The sequence below is a fragment of the Streptomyces sp. NPDC040432 genome (assembly GCF_055595445.1).
In genome coordinates, this window is sequence record NZ_JBVIVP010000013.1 from 43,016 (window position 1) to 58,989 (window position 15,974).

Sequence of the window (15,974 nt, forward strand, 5' to 3'; positions counted from 1 at the left end):
GCCCCCGTACTCCTGGTTCCGACCTGCGCGATGACAGCTGCAACGTACGTCGGAGCGGGGGCGCAGGTGCGGTGGCCCGGCCCGGCGGGCCGCGCGGGTCCGGTGGAGTTCCGCCGTTCGGTGGCGTCCGCCGTCCCCACGGACGCCGGAGCGGGCGGAGGGCGGCCCGCCCGTTCAGCCGCCCAGGCGACGGACCTCGCCCGTCACCACGTCGGCGATGCGTTGCGCCTGCACGTCGGTGATGACCAGTGGTGGGGTGAGCCGGATGACGGGGTGGGCGGTCGGGATCAGCACGCCGGCCTCGGCAGCCCGCCCCGGCAGCAGCCGGGCCCGTTCGGCCACGGCCGGGTCCTCGGTGAACTCGACGGCGAGCATCAGGCCGCAGCCGCGCACCGCGCGGACCCAGGGCAGTTCCTCCAGCGGTCGCAGGGCCGCGAGCAGCCGGGCGCCGGTCTCCGCCGCGCGTTGCGCGAGCCCCTCCCGCTCGATGATGTCCAGGTTGGCCAGGGCGACGGCCGCGGCGGTGGCGTGCCCGCTCGCGGTGAAACCGTGCAGCAACGGGAAACCGTCCAGCATGCGCAACGCACGCTCCCCCGTCAGGACGGCACCCATGGGGATGTAGCCGCTGGTCAGGGCCTTGGCGGTGACCACCAGGTCGGGGCGCATGCCGAATCGGGGCGAGGCGAACCAGTCCCCGGTGCGGCCGTATCCGGTGGCGACCTCGTCGGCGATCAGCAGGATGCCGTGGTCGTCCAGGACGCGGCGCACTCCGGGCCAATAGCCCTCCGGGGGAACGATGTTGCCGGCGAAGCCCATGACGGGCTCGCCGATGAGGGCGGCCACCCGGTGCGGACCGGCTCGGGCGAGGGCGCGTTCGAGTTCGGCGAGGAGCGCGGGCACCGGACGGGGACCGAGCCGCGAGGGGTCCGGCCTGGTCAACCGGATCACGTGGCCGGGCGGCGGGCCGAGTCCGCGGTGGGCCGCCGGCGCCGTGGTCACCGCGAGGGCTCCGGCCGTCATGCCGTGGTAGCCGCCGTCGAGCGCCAGGACGAGGGGGCGGTCGCTGCCGTCGTGCTGGAAATGGGCGAGCCGGGCGAGTTTGAGTGCCGTCTCCACGCCCTCGCTGCCCGAGCTGGTGAAGGACACCCGGCTGCCGGCGACGGGCGACAGTTCGGCCAACCGCTCGGCGAGGAGCAGCGCGGGTTCGTTGACGGGTCCCGCGTGCAGGGGGAAGGCGGAGAGTTCGCGCATCTGGGCCGCGGCGGCGTCGGCCAGTTCGGTGCGCCCGTAGCCGACGGCGCACTGGCCGAGACCCGCGAGGGTGTCGACGAGTTGCCGTCCGGTGCTGTCCCACACCAGGGCCCCGCGTCCGCGGACCAGGCACAGCCGCTTCGCCGGCTCCCGGCCGATCACCCCCCTCGGCAGCAGCACCGGGTAGGGGCGCCGCGGTGGGGCGATGTCCTGGCCGGCGCGGACGTCGGCCCCTGCGATGGTCTTGGACTTCATGACGTTCTCCTTCGGCGGGGCGCCGCCACGGGGGTCCGTCGGCCGGCCGCACTGGACGCCGATCCCACGTTAGGAGCACGGCCGCGGGCCGGCGGTCATGCATTCGATCGATGGCCGAGAGGAGCGGTCGGGGCGGCGTCCGCCCTGCTGCCGCTCGTCCGACCGGACGACAAGGGCGGCCCGGGCGCGGTGACACGGTGGCGTCATGACTCCCCTCTCCCGGACCCTCGGTCAGCACCCCCTCGGTCACCGGCCCCTCGGTCACCGGCCCCTCGGCCGGCGTCTGGCGGACGTCGTCGAGACCCGGGGTCTGGAGCCGGTGCCCGACGAGGAGCGCACGGCCCGCGTCCGCGGCCTGTTCCCGACCTGGATGGCCGGCAACACGAGCGTGCTGCTGCTGGCCATGGGCGCGGGGCTGACCGTCGCGGGTCACCTCTCCCTGGCGCAGGTCCTGATCGTGGCGGTCGTCGCGCCCGTGGTCTCGTACGGGATCGTCGGCATCGTGTCCGTGGCCGGCAAGCGCGGCGGGTCGCCCGGACTCGCGCTCGCCCGAGCCGTGTTCGGCACCCGTGGCAACCTGCTGCCGGGCACGGTGATCTGGGTGGCCCGCTGGGGCTGGGAGACCATCAACGCCGTCACCGGCGCCTACGCGCTGCTCACCGTCCTGCGTCTGGTGACGGGGGCCGGGGAGAGCACCGTGCTGATCGTGGCGGCGCTCGCGCTGTTCGTGACGGGCAGTTTCGTCGTGTCCGGACTCGGCCGGTCGGCCCTGCAGCGGGCCGGTCTGTGGGCGGCCTGTCTGTTCGGCGCGTTCAGCGTCCTGGTGATCGCCCGGGTGGCGGCCACCACCGACTGGTCCGCCGTGTGGCACCGCTCCGGCGGTTCCACGGCCGTGCTGGTCGCCGGTATCGGCACCATCGCCGCGGGCGGGATCAGTTGGGTTCCCTCCGCACCGGACTTCACCCGGTACCTGCCCCGGACCGCCTCCGCGACGGCGATGGTCGCCACCACCGTCGGCGGGGCGGCCCTCGTGGTCACGCCGCTCGTCACCGTGGGCGCGGTCCTCGCCGTCGGCAACCCCGGCTTGGCGGCGGCCCCCGACCCCGTCGCGTTCATCGGCGGACTGCTGCCCGGATGGCTCGCCGTGCCCTACCTGCTGACCGCGGTCGCCGGCATGGTCCTGATCAACGCGATGTCGATGTACTCCGCCGGGTTCACCGCGCAGACCCTGGGAGTTCGACTGCCCCGGGTGTGGGCGGTGTCCCTGAACGCGGCCGTGAGCCTGGTCCTCGGAACACTGATCATGGCGGTCGCCCGGAGCTTCCAGAGCACCTTCGTGTCGTTCCTCACCCTGCTCTCGGTGGCCTTCTCCGCCTGGACCGGGGTGTTCGTCGCGGACATGCTGCGCCGACGGGCCTACGACCCCGCCGGGCTGCTCGACCTCCGCCCCACCGGCCCGTACTGGTACCGCGCGGGCCTCGCTCCGGGCCGCATCGCCGCCTGGGCCCTGGCCGTCGGTACCGGGCTGCTCTTCACCCGGGTCGCCTGGTTCGACGGTCCCCTCGCCTCGACCTGGCCGGGCCGGTACGGCCTCGGCTGGGTCGCCGGCATCGCCGTCGGCGCCCTGCTCGGTTGTGCCACCCATCCACGAAGTCCCTGAGCCCCCCTTCAGACAGGAGAGAAGCCATGCGTGCCTCACTCATCCAGCTCAGCGTCGACGCCTCGGAGAACGCCGAGGACCGCCGCTCCCGTGTGCTCCGTTCGGTCGTGCGGCGGGCCGGCGACGACCTCGTCGTCCTGCCCGAGCTCTGGACCGCCGGGGCGTGGGCGCACGACACGTGGGACCGCGACGCGGAGGGTATGGACGGGCCCACCGTCGCGCTCATGGCCCGGGCCGCCCGCACGGCAGGGGTGTGGTTGCACGCGGGGTCGATCCTGGAACGCGGCCGCGACGGCACCCTGTACAACACGGCGCTGGTCTTCGACCGGGACGGCGAACTGCGCGGCCACTACCGCAAGATCCACCGGTACGGGTTCGACAGCGGCGAGGCCGTGCTGCTGGGGGCGGGGGACGCGGCCACCACCCTCCTCACCGACTTCGGGACGCTGGGCCTGGCCATCTGCTACGACCTGCGTTTCCCCGAACTCTTCCGGGCCCTGGTCGACGCCGGCGCCGAGCTGATCGTCGTCCCCGCGGCGTGGCCGGCCGGCCGGCTGGAACACCTCAGGCTCTTCGCCCGCACCCGCGCGGTCGAGGAGCAGGTGTTCATGCTCACCTGTGTGGCGGCGGGCGAGCACGGCGGTGTGCGCCAGGCCGGGCACAGCATGGTGGTGCACCCGTGGGGCGAGGTCCTGGCCGAGGCCGGTCCGGGCGAACAGGTCGTGACCGTCGAGCTCGACATCTCCGAGGTCGGGCGCGTCCGCAGGGAACTCCCGGTGCTGCGCGACCGGGTCCTCGGCATCCCGACGCCGGTCCGCTCCTGAGCGTTACCCCCGGGCCCTCCGGCCGGCCCCCGCGTCCGCGGCCTTCCGGGCCCCGTCCGCTCATCCTTCGCCGGCCGCCGGTGCCGTCGCGCGCAGCAGGCGCGCGGCGAGCTCCCGGCGGCCGGCGACGCCGAGCTTGCCGTACACCCGGTGCAGGTGGTTCTCGACGGTCCGGTGCGAGAGGTGCAGCAGTCGCCCGATCGCCTTGTCGGTGAGGCCCCGCGCCGCGAGCAGGGAGATCTCCGTCTCGCGCAGGGTCAGTCCGCGGTGGGCACCGAGGACCTGCAGGACGGGGGTACGGGCGCCCCCGCAGCGTTCGACAAGGGCGTGCACCTCCCGCTCGGCCGCCCTGGCCTGCCGTTCCCGGCCGCCCTGACGCAGCGCCGCGGCGGCCGTGCCCCGGCATTCGGCGGCGAGCAGCAGCGCGCCCCGGTCCTCCAGTTCGACCGCGGCGGCCAGGAGCCGTGCGGCGTCCCGGGCGGCCCAGGCCCCGGCGAGCCCGGCCCGAAGCAGATGGGCGGGTTCCGGGACCGCCTCCGCGAGCGCCGCCAGCCGCGGCGCGGCCCAGGCGGCGTCCCCGAGCCGTACGAGATCGGTGAGGAAGAGGGACTCGCGTCCCCGCCGGCCGAGCCGCAGGGCCTCGACCGCGCCCCGCCGCAACTGCTCCCTCGCCCTGCCGAGTTCGCCGCCGCAGGCGTACCGCCAGGCTTCGCCGAGCAGCAGCTCGGGGGCATCGGTGTCCCCGGGGCCGTCGGGCGGTCCGGCGGAGACGGGCTCGTCGGGAGGTCCGGCCGTCGCCGCGTCGTCGGAAGGTCCGACGGAGGCCGCGTCGTCGGAAGGTCCGACGGAGGCCGCGTCGTCGGAAGGTCCGGTCGTCTCGGCATGGTCGGTGTGGCCGTCGGGCCGGCAGGCGGCGGCCCGGCCCTCGGCGACGGCCGCCGCGGCCGTGGCGAGGTCGCCCTGTTGGGCGGCGGCCACCGCGAGCAGGCCGGACGCCTCGGCGAACACACCCGTCCGCTGCCTGCGCGAGGCGTGCGCGGCGTCCGCGAAGAGCCGCCGCGCCCGGTCCAGCCGGCCCGCGGCCAGCTCGGCGCGGCCCAGGGCGAGGACCAGGCGCCGACTCTCGTGGTCGCGTACGGCCGACCGGGCCTCGTGCGCCGGGCGACCGTACGCCCGGGCCTCCGGCAGCCGCCCGGCGGTCACCAGGGCCTGCACGAGAACCCGTTGCTTCGCCGCCTCCATGACCAACCCCGTGTAGACGGGAGCCTCATGCGGTACCGGGGCGTCGACCGCGGCGCGCGCCCACCGCACGGCCTCCTCGCCTCGCCCGAGGGTCCCCAGGGCCAGGGAGCGGACCAGGCAGGCCCGCAACCGGACGCTGTCCGTCGGCGCCTCGTGCGGGCCGCCCGCGGGCACCAGCGGCGCGGTCAGTTCCAGCGCCCGGGCACCGTCGCCCATCCCCTGGGCGACGACGGCCTCGGCCAGGGCCAACTCCCCGGCACCGGCCTCGCCGCGCACCCGGGGGCGGGCCGCCTCGATCACCGCCCGGCACACGGCGGGCGGAGATCCCAGGCCGTGGACGAGGTTGTGCACCCGGGCCCCGAGGACGAGCAGCGTGTCCGCCTCGGTCCGGGCGAGGGCCGCCGCGCGTGCCAGGGTCCGTTCGGCGGCGGCGCACTCGCCCGCCCGGTACCGGGCCTCGGCGAGCAGGAGCAGGGCCGCCACACCGTGCTGTCCCTCGGGCACCGCTTCGAGGAGCCGGCGGGCCCGGCCCGGGTCCGCCGTGTCCGAGGCCCGCACGGCCGCCGGGTCGAGGGGTTCGGGGTGTCCGTGGCCCGTCGCCTCCAGCAGTCGGACGGCGATCAGGCCGGGGTCCGTCCCGCGCCGGGCCCCGGAACGCTCCGTCAGCGCGGCGCTTCGCAACAGCAGGTCCCTGCGCCGCACCTCCGTCAGTCCCTCGCGCAGCACCCTGGCGTGGAGCGGCAGGACCAGGCCGACGTCACGGCGACGGCCGTCCGTCCGGACGGCGATCAGGGCGGCGCGCTCCAGGGCGTCCACGGCTCGCGGACCGGCCACGTCCAGCAGGTGGTGCAGGGGCAACGGCCCGCACACGGCCAACGCCTCCAGCACCGGCGAGGCGTCGTACGGGCGTACCTCGTCGTGCACGCGGCCGACGAGGTACGGGGTGAGCGGCACCTCGGCCGCGTCCAGGTCCCAGATCCGGCCGTCGCCGGTGAGGGCCCCTCCGGCCAGGGCGCCCCGGACGAGTTCGCGCAGGTACAGCGGGTTCCCGCCGCTCAGGTCGAAGAGGAGGCCCAGGGTGCGGTCCGTCACGGGCAGGCCGAGGGTCCGCTCCAGCAGCAGAGCGGTGCGGGCACGGTCCAACAGTGGCAGGTCGACGCGGCGTACGCGGTCCTCGTCGGTCAGCGTCGCCACGGCGGTCGGGGGCCTGTCCCCGGGCGGGGCGGAGCGGGCCGTCGACAGCAGGAAGACCTGCTGGTCGTCCATCAGCCGGCGCACCAGCAGGGCCGAATCGGGATCGAGGTGGTGCAGGTCGTCGACGAGCAGCACCTGCCGCCCGGGCCGGCCGGCCCGCCGGCGGTCGAGTCCGCGGCCGACCTCGGCGTGCAGGGCGGCCGGTGGCAGTGCGCGGGCGTCCGGGGGCAGCAGGTGGGCCACGGCCCCGAACGGCACGTCGGCGCCGGCGGTGGTGGCCCGCACGGCCAACGTGGCGTGCCCCGCCCGGGCGGCTCGGGCGAGGCACTCCCGGGCCAGCCGGGAGCAGCCGGCGCCGGCCGGACCGAGGACGAGGAAACCGTCCCGCTCCGGGTCGGCGAGGTCCCGCGTGAAGGTCCGCACGTACGCGTCACGGCCCACGAGCGGCCAGGGCGTTCCGGGCGCCGTGGCGGCCTCGGTGGACCCGGCGGCCGGTGCGGTCCCGGTGGGGGAGCCGGTCGTGTACATCGTGGTCACCGCGGTGTCATACCGCCGGCCGGGGCCGGTGGGCGGCCCCGGGCGGGGCGACGCACGCCACTTGGGCGTCGGTGTCGCGACGGACGTGCATGAGCAGTACCTCTGGAGGATCTGTGGGACCGCGGCCCAGTCTTCCGGCGGGAATCGCGGATGTCGTGAGTGGTTTCCACTCAGACCGGCCGGGCTCGGACCGGCCGTCCCGACGGGTGCGCGGACGGCGGGGGCAAGCCCCGGCCCTCCCCACACTCGCCCCCGAACGAGCACGTACGGTGTCCTCCGTCCGGTCGGACCCCGGACGTCGAAAACCGTCCGGGGTCCGACCGGACGGACGACAGCGGGCAGGCCGCGGGGCGGGGCCGATGCCTTCCCACGAGGCGCCCAACGCCGGTCCGCCCGGCACCGGGTGACGGCCCGCGGGTTCCTCCTCACGAAGGGCCGGTCGTAGGACGGGGCACGAAGCGGGCACGCGGTGTGCTGGAAATCGGAGAACTCCTCGGAAAGGTTCATGTCATGGACACAGCGCGCCCGTTCCGGTCCGCACCCGGCACCGCCACCGCTCCGCGCACCGCCGGCGTCCGGGCCGCCGCGCCGCTCGACGCGGCGGACGGGGCCCGGACCCCGCTCCTCGCCCGGCTGCTGCCGCGCGTCGCCGGTTGGCCCCCTCCGGAGGCTTTCGGCGACGACGCTTCCCGGCCGTGCTCCCACCACAGTTGACCCACTCATCCACCCAAGGAATTCCCATGTCCTGGAACACCCGGCTCCTGCCCGACCTCCGCGGCAGGTCCGCCGTCGTCACGGGCGGCACGGCCGGAATCGGCTTCTTCGTCGCCGAGCAACTCGCCTCGGCCGGCGCCCACGTGACCCTCGCGGGCCGCAGCCCCGAACGGACCCGGGCCGCCGTCGCGGCGCTGGCCCGCTCCGCGCCCGACGTCCTGTTCACCACCGTCCGCCTCGACCTCGCGGATCTGGAGTCGGTGCGCGAGGCGGCGGAAACCATCCGCGCCGCGGGCCCGCTGGACATCCTCGTCAACAACGCCGGGGTCACCGCCGCTCCCCACCGCGCCGAGACCCGCGACGGTTTCGAGCTGATGTTCGGCACCAACCATCTCGGTCCCTTCGCCCTGACCCTCCAACTGCTGCCGGCGCTCGTGAGCGCCGGTTCCGCGCGCGTGGTCTCGCTGGGCAGCCTCACCCACACCCGGGCGAGCATCGACTTCGACGACCTGCACGGCCGGGACTCGTACCGTTCGATGCGGAACTACGGGCGGTCCAAGCTCGCCGCCATGCTGTTCGCCTTCGAGCTGGACCGCCGACTGCGGGCCGCGGACTCGTCCGTCGAGAGCCTGGCCGCGCATCCCGGCTGGGCCGTGGACGGCCTCACGCCCGCCCGGCCCCCGATGTGGGAGCCGTCGCGGTGGCACCGGCTCCGCAGCCGCCCGCTCGCGGCGATGGCGCAGGGCAAGGACCGGGGCGCGTGGCCCGTGGTGCGGGCCGCGGCGGATCCCGACGGGCAGGGCGGGCAGTACTTCGGGCCGGGCGGCCCGGGCTCCCTGCGCGGAGCCCCCTCGATCGAGCACGCCGCGGACCACGCCTACGACGAGTCGACCGCGGGCCGCCTGTGGGAGGCCTCCGAGGCGCTGACGGGCGTGCACTGGGAGCGGGCGCTGTCGGCCTGCTGAGGTGCGCCGCACCCCGCCATCCCCTCGGTCATCCCCTCGACGGACCGATCGAAGGACACGGGCCGCGTCCGCCCCGTGGTGTTCTCGTGGGGAAGGCGCGGACAGCCCGCGTCGCACCACCCGAACGGAGATGATCACCATGGCAGAAGTAGCGACGGAACTCACGGCGGAGCTCTCGGCGGACCTCGCGACGGAACTGGCCCACACGCTGGAACAGGAGTTCGGCGCCACCTCGGCCACCGTGCTCGTGAGCCGGTAGCGGAGATCCGACGAGCGTGAGCCGCGCGGCTTCCCCCGGACGTCCCCGCTCCGCGCCCTCCCCCGGCCGGGGTACCGCCCATCGGCGGTCCCCGGCCGCACCGCGTCCCGGCCACGAGGCCGGAGCCCGCAGCCGACCGCCCGAGGGCGGCCCCCACAGCCCCTCCCGAAAGCGACCCTCCCCATGACCAGCCGGACCCGGCCGACCTTCCGGACCCGCCCGCCCGCCCCCCGCCCGCCCCTGGCCCGCGTCCCCGTGGCAGGCACCTCCCCAGCGGCTCCGGAACGGAGCGTCGAGCGGCTCGGCACCCACCGTGTCGTCGACGCCGAGACCACCTGGCGGCGGCTGCGACCGCTGCTGGCGGACGCGGGGATCACCCGCGTGGCCGACCTGACGGGCCTCGACGACATCGGCGTGCCGGTCTGGCAGGCGGTCCGCCCCAACTCCCGCAACCTGTCCGTCTCCCAGGGCAAGGGCTTCACGCACGCGCTGGCCCGTGTGTCGGCGGTCATGGAGTCCTACGAGTCGTACGCCGCCGAGCAGGAGCGGCCCGACGCCATCACGGCGACCACGGCGGGCCTCGCCGGGGAGCTCACCTACGACCCGTACGCCCTCGGTACCACCCCCGGCCACCGCCCCCGGCCCACCACTCCCCTGCGCTGGTGCCCCGCCGAGGATCTGACCGACGGCAGCACGACGTGGCTGCCGACCGCGGCAGTCACCGTGGACCTGCGGGTCCACCGCGCCTGGAGGCCGCCGGCCGGTTCGGGAGTCTCCAGCAACGGGCTCGCCGGCGGGAACACCCTCACGGAGGCCTCCCTGCACGCGTTGCTGGAGGTCGTCGAGCGGGCGGACCTCGCCCGCGTCCACGCCGCCGGGAGCCTGTGGGCGCGGGCCCTCCCGGTCCGCGCCGGCCGGGCCGGCGCGGCCGCGACCGTCCTGCGCAGGTGCGCGGCGGCCGGAGCCGTCGTCGAGGCGGTGGACTGCACGGGCCCGTGGGGGGTGCCCACGTTCGCGGCGCGCGTGTGGTCGTCGAGCGTGCCGGCCTGGTTCTCCGGGTCGGGCACCCATCCGGACGCCGACGTCGCACTCTCCCGGGCGGTCACGGAGGCGGTCCAGTCCCGGCTGACCGCGGTCGCCGGAGCCCGCGACGACCTGCCTCCCACCCACTTCACCCTCGGCGGGCCGGCAGCGCGCAGCGGCCCCCACCGGGAGGGGCCGGACAGTGACGTGCTGCTGGCCCGACACCGGGACGCACCCGCGGACGACCACCCGGCGGCGCGCGACCTCGACGCGGACCTCCGGCGGCTCACGCGCCTGGCCGAGCGCCACGGCCTGCGGGTGCTCCGCACGGACCTGACACCCGTCGGTTCGCCCTTCGCGGTCGTGCGCATCGTCGTCCCGGGCACCGCCTTCGACCACAAGGCCTGGAGCTGATGTGATGACCACCGCCCCCACGGCCCACGCCGACCCCACCGCGAGCACCACCCCCGCCGACCCCACCACACGCACTGTCCGCACTCCCCACGGCAACCGCACCACCCGCACCGTCGTCACCGTCGGCCCGACCCTGACGCGCGCAGAAGTGCTCCGCTACCTGCCGGGCGCCGAGGTCCGCGAGCCCGTCGCGGCGGGCCAGGTCCTGCGCTGGGGTCTGGGCCCGGGGGACCGCCTCCTCGTCATCGACGGCCTGTTCCTCCAGTCCCGGGCCGTGCGCCACAAGGAACTGCTGGCCCTCCTCGACCGGGGCGTCGAGGTGTACGGGGCGTCCAGCATGGGCGCACTGCGCGCCGCGGAGCTCGCACCGTTCGGCATGGTGGGCATCGGATCCGTGTTCCGCGCCTACCGGGACGGGGAGATCGTCGCGGACGACGAGGTCGCGCTGGTCCACGCCGACGCCGAGGCCGATCACCGGCCGCTCGGCTGGGCCCTGGTCGACCTGCGTCACGCGGTGCGCCACGCCGTCCGCACCGGGACGGTGGGCCGGGCCACCGGTGACCTGATCGTCGACGCCGCCCGCCGGCTCCCCTTCTCCTGGCGCGACTCCCCCACCGTGCTGGAGGCCGCCCGCCGTGCCGGGGGCGACCCCCGCGAGCTGGGCGCGTTCGCCACCGGGTACGCCCGGGGCGGCCCCCGCATCAAGCGTCGTGACGCCCTGACCGCCGTGCGCCACCTCGCGCGCCGCCCGGGCCGGGGTCCGGCTGAGCGCCCCCCGGTCGAGGGCGACAGCGGCCGGCTCACCTACCGGGGGGTCCCCACCCCGCTCTCCGAAACCGTGTTCCTGCGGGCCTGGCGTGCCACGCCGCTGCCGCACGGGGCCGCCGTACCGCCGGGTGGTGACGTCCCGGCACAGTCCGCCGGCGCCGGGTCGACCGGCCCCGGGCCCGGTGTCCGGACCCCTTCCGGTTCCGGCGGTCCGGCGGACGTGGGCTGCGAGCAGGTCGCCGAGGCGATGGCGCTGACCTGGCCCGGCTTCCCCGACTTCCTGCGCGACCTCGCCGCCCGGGAGCTGCTCGCCACCCTGGATGAGCCCGAACCCGAGCCCCGCACGGGAGACGTCATGGCCGAGCTCGCGGCCCGGCTCCGCCCGCTGCACCTCCCGACCGACGGGTCCGGGGCCGCTCCGTACGCGGCGCTCCTGCGGCCCCGCGAAGCGGCGCTGCCCGCGGCGCGGGCGTCCGCCCTGTTGGCGACCCGGATGTGGCGCGCCACCACGCTGCTGGACTGGCTCACTCCCGTCGTCGCCGCCCTCGTCGACCACCCTGCGTTCGCGCGCACCGCGGCGGAGTTGGTCGCGGCCCGTGGCGTCGTGGTGCCGGCCGAGGAGGAGGAGTCGCGGACCGCCGCACAGTGCGCCCGGCTGCTGCGGGCCTGGCGGGTCGCCGACGCCACGGAGGTCCTGCCGGCGCTACGGGAACGCGGCTTCCTCGACCTCGCGGAGTTCGTCGGGACCGTCCGCGCCCACCTGCCGTTCCTCGTGGCGTCGGACACCGAACCCGCGGCCCCGTGAACCCCTGTCCGGTCCCCGTGACGTTCCCGGGGGCCGGTGGGCGCCGCACGGCCCGGCGGGGCGTGGAGGGCGGAGCGGGCCGGTGCCCACCCTGCGGTTTTCCGCAGGGTGGGCAGCGCGGGAAACCGCACCGGGCCGGACGGGAATCCTCATACCGGTGCTGAGCTGCGCTTCCTAGCGTGGAGGGGAGATCGGGGCGGTCGTCCCGGTCGACCGGACCGACCTCCTGGAGCTCCTTCATGCCCCTCGACATCGCGGCACTTCCCCAAGAACCCTCCGACGGCTTCGCGGGTTGGGCCGCCGGCCTCGTGGACACGCTCGGTGGCCCGGGGGCCGGTCTGGCGGTCGCCCTGGAGAACCTCTTCCCGCCGCTGCCCAGTGAGGTGATCCTCCCGTTGACGGGTTTCGCCGCCTCGCAGGGGGTCCTCAGCCTCGTCTCGGCGCTGTTCTGGACCACCCTCGGCTCGGTCGTGGGCGCCCTGGCCCTCTACTGGATCGGCATGCTCTTCGGCCGCGAGCGGATGCACGCGATCTGGGCGAGGCTGCCGCTGGTGAAGGCCTCCGACCTGGAGCGCACCGAGGCGTGGTTCGCCCGGCACGGTACGAAGGCCGTGTTCCTCGGCCGGATGGTGCCCATCTTCCGCAGCCTCATCTCGGTACCGGCGGGCGTGGAGCGCATGCCGCTGACGGTGTTCCTGATGTTGACGGCGCTGGGCAGCCTGATCTGGAACGGCGTTCTCGTCATGGCCGGTTACTGGCTGGGCGAGCAGTGGGACGTGGTGGAGGCCTACGTCGGCGTGCTGTCCAAGGTCGTGCTGGCGCTGGTCGTCGTCGCCCTGGTCGCCTACCTGGCGGTCCGGCTCCGCGGTCGCGGCCGGGCTCAGCACCGCCGCACCCCGTGACCTCCGCCACCGGCACGGCGGGCACCGCACCGCCCGGACGATCTTGTCCGGGCTCCGGGGCCGGCCTAGGCTCGGGCTCCGTGCGGGGGGATTTCACGGAGGGCGCCGCGCACGGCGCGCGCCTGCCGGAAGCGTCGGGCACCGGTGCCCCGGGCGGGACGGCGACCGGGCGCCCCTCCCTGCCGCGGCGCGGACTCGGGATGCTGACCGGTTGCGCGACGGCCCTGCTGGGGTGCGCGTACTTCCTCCTCGTCGGAACCGCCCTCGGCGCGTTCCTGCTGTGGCCGCGGACGCGGCCGGACGCCCTGGCCGTGCTGATGGGCGGCGCCCGCCGGCTGGCCGCAGCCGAACGGCTCCGCCGCACCGCGTTCTTCGGGGACCGGTTCCCCGCCCGGTACGAGGCCTCCGACCGGAAGGTGCTGCGCTACCTCGCGGCCCGCGGTCCTTCGGGACTGCTGTGCGCGGTGGTGCTCGGGCTGCTCGGCTTCGGCGCCGCACTGGCAGGCCTGCTCGTCGCGGGGGCGTTGCGCGGCAGCGTGGACCGGGCGGAGTTCCTGACACAGGTACTGCTGGGCGGGGTGCTGCTCTTCCTGAACGTGCAGGGTCTGCTCTCGCTGGCCTCCCTCGACGCCCGGATCGCCCGCTCCTGCTTCGGGCCGTCCGAACGCGAGCTGATGCGGCGCCGCATCGACGAACTCGCCTCCAGTCGGGCCGCCGTCGTCCGGGCGGTGGACGCGGAACGCCGCCGCATCGAACGGGACCTGCACGACGGGGTCCAGCAACGGCTCGTGGCCCTCGCCATGTTGCTCGGCCGGGCCCGGCGCAGCCACGGCCGCGACCCCGACCGGGCGGACGTACTGCTGCTCCAGGCACACCAGGAGTCCCGGGACGTCCTGACCGAGTTGCGCGAAGTGGCCTGGCGGGTCTACCCGTCCGCGCTGGACACCCTGGGGCTTGAGGAGGCGCTGGGCGGGGTGGCGGAGCGGTGCGGCATTCCGCTGCGCACCGAGTTCGACGTCGCCGGGAAGCTGCCCCAACCGGTGGAGACCGCGGCCTATTTCGTGGTGTCGGAGTCGGTGACGAACGCGGCCAAGCACGCGGGGGCGACGGCCCTGTCGGTACGGGTGTCCCGACGCGGGAACATCCTCACCGTGGAGGTCCGGGACGACGGCGGGGGCGGCGCGGACCCGGCGGGTCCCGGGCTGAGCGGCCTGCGCGGCCGGGTGGCCGCCCTCGACGGAATGCTGCACCTGGACAGCCCCCTCGGGGGACCCACCACCGTGACCGCGGAGCTGCCGTGCGCGTGATTCTCGCCGAGGACTCGACCCTGCTTCGGGAGGGCCTCGTACGGCTGCTCGTCGAGGAGGGCCATGAGGTGCTCGCCGCGCTGCCCGACGCGGTGTCGCTGCTCCGGGAGGTCGAGGCGCGGCAGCCGGACATCGTCGTGGTCGACATCCGGATGCCCCCGACCCACACTGACGAGGGACTGCGGGCCGCGGTGGAGATCCGCGAGCGGTGGCCCGCCGTGGGTGTCCTGGTCCTCTCCCAGCACGTCGAACGCAACTACGCGGTCCGGCTGTTGTCCTCGAACGCGGAACGGGTCGGCTACCTGTTGAAGGACCGGGTGGCCGAGGTCGAGGAGTTCCTCGACGCGTTGGAGCGGATCCACGCGGGCGGCGCCGCCATCGACCCCGAGGTGGTGCGCCGGTTGGTCGTCCACACCACCCACGGCGATCCGCTTGCCCGGCTGACCCCGCGCGAACGCACGGTGCTGGAGGCGCTGGCCGAGGGGCTCACGAACACGGCCATCGCGCGTCGCCTGCACCTTTCGCTGAGTTCGGTGGAGAAGAACCTCAACGCCGTCTTCGACAAGCTCGACCTCTCCCGCACCACGGGGTACAGCCGCCGCGTCCTCGCGGTGCTCCGCTACCTGGAGTCCTAGGGCGTGTTCGCGGTGGTGATCGTGGGACCGGAGCCGGAGCTGCTTGCCGGGAATCGGGGCGCCGTCGACGGGGTTGGAGGGGTCATGCGAGCGATTCAGGTGTACGAAGTGGGCGGTCCCGAGGTGCTGCGGGAGGCCGAGGTGGACCAGCCGTGCCCGGGTCCGGGCGAGGCGGTCGTGGAGGTCGCCGCATCCGGGGTGAATTTCCTCGACGTCTACCACCGCGAAGGCCGGTACAGCCTGCCGCTGCCCTTCACGCCGGGCACCGAGGGCGCCGGCACGGTCGTCGAAGTCGGACCCGGCGTCGCCGACGTCGCAGTCGGGGACCGGGTCGGTTGGGTGGAGATTCCCGGTACGTATGCCGAGCGGGCCGTCGTGGACTCCTCCCGGCTGGTGCCGCTGCCCGACGATATCGGCTTCGAGACAGCCGCCGCCGTGCTCCTCCAAGGCATGACCGCGCACTATCTCGTCAAGGACGCCTACCCGGTGCAGGGGGGCGACACGGTGCTCGTGCATGCGGCTGCCGGCGGCATGGGGCTGCTGTTGACCCAGCTCGTCACCCATCTCGGCGGCAGGGTGATCGGCACGACGTCGACCGCGGCGAAGGCCGAGTCGGCGAAGCGTGCCGGGGCCGCCGAGGTGATCCTTTCCTCGGGGGTCGACGATCTCGCAGCCGAGGTGAGGCGGCTCAACGGCGGTCAGGGGGTGCCGGTCGTCTTCGACGGCGTCGGCGCGCACACCTTCGACGCGAGCCTCGCCGGCCTGCGAACCCGCGGCCATCTCGTGCTCTTCGGCGCGGCAAGTGGTGCCGTGCCGCCGTTCGATCCGATTCGGCTCGCCCACGGCGGTTCGCTGACCCTGATCCGGCCCAGCCTCGGGGACTTCATCGCCGATCGGTCCGAACTGCTCCGACGGGCCGCCGATGTGTTCGAGTGGGTGCGCTCCAAGGCACTTGAGGTCACCGTAACGGGCCGCTACGCGTTGTCCGAGGCCGCCCGGGCCCACAGCGATCTGGAGGCCCGCCGTACCACCGGCAAGCTGCTCGTCGTACCCGGTGCGACCGCCATTGGACGCCGCGAGGATGCGCGGAGCTGATCGCGGGTGACGACGTCGGGGATCTTGGGGACTGGGATGTCGAGGAAACGCCTGGGGCGTTGGTAACGGATGCGCGGGTGGTGGAACCGGATTCCTCCTGTGTGCCTCTCACCGGTCGGACGAC

Annotated in this window: 12 protein-coding genes; 10 read left to right on the forward strand and 2 right to left on the reverse strand. The window is 75.1% G+C overall.

Features of this window, described 5'->3' with window-relative positions:
- Positions 1-174: 174 nt before the first annotated feature.
- Positions 175-1,506, reverse strand: coding sequence for an aminotransferase family protein (locus ACZ58N_RS24695; protein ID WP_471163733.1), 1,332 nt, complete (start codon positions 1,504-1,506; stop codon positions 175-177).
- Positions 1,507-1,711: 205 nt separating this feature from the next.
- Between ACZ58N_RS24695 and ACZ58N_RS24700 the strand changes: the two genes are divergently transcribed.
- Both ACZ58N_RS24700 and ACZ58N_RS24705 read left to right on the forward strand, forming a co-directional pair.
- The gene (locus ACZ58N_RS24700; RefSeq protein WP_471163736.1) at positions 1,712-3,166 is read left to right on the forward strand and encodes a purine-cytosine permease family protein; all 1,455 of its coding nucleotides are present in this window, start codon (positions 1,712-1,714) and stop codon (positions 3,164-3,166) included.
- A gap of 26 nt (positions 3,167-3,192) precedes the next feature.
- Positions 3,193-3,990, forward strand: a complete 798-nt coding sequence (locus ACZ58N_RS24705) for a carbon-nitrogen family hydrolase (RefSeq protein ID WP_471163739.1) — start codon at positions 3,193-3,195, stop codon at positions 3,988-3,990.
- A 60-nt stretch (positions 3,991-4,050) separates the two neighbouring features.
- On the opposite strand, the gene ACZ58N_RS24710 is transcribed toward ACZ58N_RS24705, so the two are convergent.
- On the reverse strand, positions 4,051-6,954 hold the full coding sequence (locus ACZ58N_RS24710; protein ID WP_471164011.1) for a helix-turn-helix transcriptional regulator: 2,904 nt from the start codon (positions 6,952-6,954) through the stop codon (positions 4,051-4,053).
- Positions 6,955-7,473: 519 nt separating this feature from the next.
- On the opposite strand from ACZ58N_RS24710, the gene ACZ58N_RS24715 reads away from it, so the two are divergent.
- The 8 genes from ACZ58N_RS24715 (at position 7,474) to ACZ58N_RS24750 (ending at position 15,850) form a co-directional block, all read left to right on the forward strand.
- The gene (locus ACZ58N_RS24715) at positions 7,474-7,677 is read left to right on the forward strand and encodes a hypothetical protein (RefSeq protein ID WP_471163741.1); all 204 of its coding nucleotides are present in this window, start codon (positions 7,474-7,476) and stop codon (positions 7,675-7,677) included.
- A 26-nt stretch (positions 7,678-7,703) separates the two neighbouring features.
- The gene (locus ACZ58N_RS24720; RefSeq protein ID WP_471163743.1) at positions 7,704-8,642 is read left to right on the forward strand and encodes an oxidoreductase; all 939 of its coding nucleotides are present in this window, start codon (positions 7,704-7,706) and stop codon (positions 8,640-8,642) included.
- Positions 8,643-9,084: 442 nt separating this feature from the next.
- Positions 9,085-10,338, forward strand: a complete 1,254-nt coding sequence (locus tag ACZ58N_RS24725; RefSeq protein WP_471163746.1) for a YcaO-like family protein — start codon at positions 9,085-9,087, stop codon at positions 10,336-10,338.
- A 4-nt stretch (positions 10,339-10,342) separates the two neighbouring features.
- The gene (locus ACZ58N_RS24730; protein WP_471163749.1) at positions 10,343-11,911 is read left to right on the forward strand and encodes a TfuA-like protein; all 1,569 of its coding nucleotides are present in this window, start codon (positions 10,343-10,345) and stop codon (positions 11,909-11,911) included.
- Between the two features lie 239 nt (positions 11,912-12,150).
- A complete protein-coding gene (locus ACZ58N_RS24735; RefSeq protein WP_471163751.1) occupies positions 12,151-12,813 on the forward strand; it encodes a DedA family protein in 663 nt (220 codons plus the stop codon).
- A gap of 80 nt (positions 12,814-12,893) precedes the next feature.
- The gene (locus ACZ58N_RS24740; RefSeq protein WP_471163754.1) at positions 12,894-14,120 is read left to right on the forward strand and encodes a sensor histidine kinase; all 1,227 of its coding nucleotides are present in this window, start codon (positions 12,894-12,896) and stop codon (positions 14,118-14,120) included.
- Entirely contained in the window at positions 14,111-14,755 is a 645-nt protein-coding gene (locus ACZ58N_RS24745; RefSeq protein WP_471163757.1) for a response regulator transcription factor, read from the forward strand. Before ACZ58N_RS24740 ends, ACZ58N_RS24745 begins: the two co-directional genes overlap by 10 nt.
- 3 nt (positions 14,756-14,758) lie before the next feature.
- On the forward strand, positions 14,759-15,850 hold the full coding sequence (locus ACZ58N_RS24750) for a quinone oxidoreductase family protein (protein ID WP_471163760.1): 1,092 nt from the start codon (positions 14,759-14,761) through the stop codon (positions 15,848-15,850).
- Positions 15,851-15,974: the final 124 nt, after the last annotated feature.

What these genes read in the sequence shown, in the direction of transcription:
- ACZ58N_RS24695 (WP_471163733.1), bottom strand. Translation starts at nt 1,506, where the DNA reads ATGAAGTCCAAGACCATCGCAGGGGCCGACGTCCGCGCCGGCCAGGAC.
- ACZ58N_RS24700 (WP_471163736.1), top strand. Translation starts at nt 1,712, where the DNA reads ATGACTCCCCTCTCCCGGACCCTCGGTCAGCACCCCCTCGGTCACCGG.
- ACZ58N_RS24705 (WP_471163739.1), top strand. Translation starts at nt 3,193, where the DNA reads ATGCGTGCCTCACTCATCCAGCTCAGCGTCGACGCCTCGGAGAACGCC.
- ACZ58N_RS24710 (WP_471164011.1), bottom strand. Translation starts at nt 6,954, where the DNA reads ATGTACACGACCGGCTCCCCCACCGGGACCGCACCGGCCGCCGGGTCC.
- ACZ58N_RS24715 (WP_471163741.1), top strand. Translation starts at nt 7,474, where the DNA reads ATGGACACAGCGCGCCCGTTCCGGTCCGCACCCGGCACCGCCACCGCT.
- ACZ58N_RS24720 (WP_471163743.1), top strand. Translation starts at nt 7,704, where the DNA reads ATGTCCTGGAACACCCGGCTCCTGCCCGACCTCCGCGGCAGGTCCGCC.
- ACZ58N_RS24725 (WP_471163746.1), top strand. Translation starts at nt 9,085, where the DNA reads ATGACCAGCCGGACCCGGCCGACCTTCCGGACCCGCCCGCCCGCCCCC.
- ACZ58N_RS24730 (WP_471163749.1), top strand. Translation starts at nt 10,343, where the DNA reads ATGACCACCGCCCCCACGGCCCACGCCGACCCCACCGCGAGCACCACC.
- ACZ58N_RS24735 (WP_471163751.1), top strand. Translation starts at nt 12,151, where the DNA reads ATGCCCCTCGACATCGCGGCACTTCCCCAAGAACCCTCCGACGGCTTC.